This is a genomic window from Streptomyces sp. NPDC042371 (assembly GCF_056437465.1).
On record NZ_JBWKAP010000032.1, the window covers coordinates 1 to 2021 of the forward strand.

General features: G+C 71.4%; 3 protein-coding genes. All 3 read right to left on the reverse strand.

Going from position 1 to position 2021, the window contains the following annotated elements; genetic code table 11:
• Positions 1-143, reverse strand: a 143-nt coding sequence (locus AC068B_RS41140; protein WP_478676571.1) for an adenosylhomocysteinase, incomplete at its 3' end; no start/stop codon positions are given.
• A complete protein-coding gene (metF, locus tag AC068B_RS41145; RefSeq protein WP_478676569.1) occupies positions 121-1026 on the reverse strand; it encodes a methylenetetrahydrofolate reductase [NAD(P)H] in 906 nt (301 codons plus the stop codon). The genes metF and AC068B_RS41140, both read right to left, overlap by 23 nt.
• Positions 1023-2021, reverse strand: a 999-nt coding sequence (locus tag AC068B_RS41150) for a vitamin B12 dependent-methionine synthase activation domain-containing protein (protein ID WP_478676570.1), incomplete at its 5' end; no start/stop codon positions are given. The genes metF and AC068B_RS41150, both read right to left, overlap by 4 nt.

Genomic DNA, 2021 nt, shown 5'->3' on the forward strand with positions numbered 1-2021 from the left:
TGGGCGGCCGCGAACTCCTTGCGGATCGACATCAGACCGGGCATCTCGTGCTCGGCCAGCGTGATCTCCTTACGGCCGAAGGCCGCCAGGGACAGGTCGGCGACCTTGAAGTCCTGGCCGTCAGTGGTGGGCTGCGAGGTCATGCGGGGCACTCCTTGAGTTCGTTACGTTGCGGTGGATCTCGAGCGTCGCCGTCGAGCGGTTGAGGGTGATGTAGTGCAGTCCGGGGGCGCCTTCGGCCAGCAGCTGCTGGGCCATCGTGGTGGCGTGCTCGACGCCGATGCGGTGTCCCTCGGCGGGGTCCTCGCGGGCGGCGTCCAGGCGGTGGGCCAGGTGTTCGGGGAAGGCGGCGCCGCTGAGTTCGGCGAACCGGCTGATCTGGCGCACGTCGGTGGCCGGCATGATCTCCGGGATGATCGGGGTGTCGCAGCCCGCGGCGTGCACCTTCTCGCGCAGCCGCAGGTAGTCCTCGACCCGGAAGAACATCTGGGTGATGGCGTAGTCGGCGCCGGCCCGGCACTTGGCGACGAAGTGCTTGATGTCGCTGGGCCAGTCGGTGGAGCGCGGGTGGCGTTCGGGGAAGGCGGCCACGCCGACGCTGAACTCCCCCGACTCCTTGACCAGGCGCACCAGTTCGTGGGCGTGGGTGAAGCCGTCGGGGTGGGCGATCCAGGGGGCGTTGGGGTCGCCGGGCGGGTCGCCGCGGACCACCAGGACGTCGCGGACCCCGGCGTCGGCGTACTGGCCGATGATGTGGCGCAGTTCGGCCACCGAGTGGCCGACCGCGGTCAGGTGGGCGACGGGGCGCAGCGTCGTCTCGGCGGCGATGCGTTTGGTGACCTCCACGGTGCGGTCCCGGGAGGATCCGCCGGCGCCGTAGGTGACCGACACGAAGGTGGGGGCGAGGGTTTCGATGCGGCGGATGGCCTTCCACAGGGCGCGGGCCGCGGCGTCGCTCTTGGGCGGGAAGAACTCGAAGGAGAAGCTGGGGGTGTCCTGGTCGATGAGGTCGCGCAGGGCGGTCATGGCCGGCCTCCGGCGTTGAAGTAGCTGGCCTGGGGGTGGTGCAGGACGATCGCGTCGGTGGACTGCTCGGGGTGGAGCTGGAACTCCTCGGAGAGCTCGACGCCGATCCGTTCGGGCTGCAGGAGGGCGGCGATCTTGGCGCGGTCGGCCAGGTCGGGGCAGGCCGGGTAGCCCAGGGAGTAGCGGCAGCCCTGGTATTCGGTGCGGAACATGCCCTGGGGGGTGTCCGGGTCGCCGCCCGCGATGCCGAGCTCGGCGCGCACCCGGGCGTGCCAGTACTCGGCGAGTGCCTCGGCCAACTGGACGGACAGGCCGTGCAGTTCGAGGTAGTCGCGGTAGGAGTCGGCGGCGAACAGCTCGGCGGTGGCCTCCCCGATCTTCGAGCCGACGGTGACGACCTGGAGGCCCACCACGTCGGTCTCGCCGGACTCCTCGGGGCGGAAGAAGTCCGCCAGGCACAGGCGGCGCCCGCGCGGCTGGCGGGGGAAGGTGAAGCGGGTGTGTTCGGCGCCGGTCTCATCGAGCAGGATCAGGTCCTCGCCCTTGGACACGCAGCGGAAGTAGCCGTGCACGACGGCGGCTTCCAGCAGGTTCTTGGTCTGCAGCTCGTCCAGGAGGCCGCGCAGGCGGGGGCGGCCCTCGGTCTCGACCAGCTCCTCATACGTCGGTCCGGCGCCGGTGCGGGCCTGCTTGAGGCCCCACTGGCCCTTGAACAGGGCGCCCTCGTCCAGCCAGGAGGCGTACTCCTTGAGCTGGATGCCCTTGATGACGCGGGTGCCCCAGAACGGCGGGGCGGGTACGGGGGTGTCGGTGGCGACGTCGGAGCGGGCGGGCCGGTCGGGCTCGTCGGCTTCCAGGACGGCGGTGGCCGCCTTGCTGGGGACGCGGCGCTGTTTGAGTTCGGGCAGGGTGGCGCCGGGCACGCCGCGCTTGACCGCGATCAGGGCGTCCATCAGGCGCAGGCCCTCGAACGCGTCGCGGGCATAGCGCACCTC

Excerpts from the sequence above, each read along its gene's own strand:
- metF (WP_478676569.1), bottom strand. The coding sequence starts at position 1,026 with ATGACCGCCCTGCGCGACCTCATCGACCAGGACACCCCCAGCTTCTCC.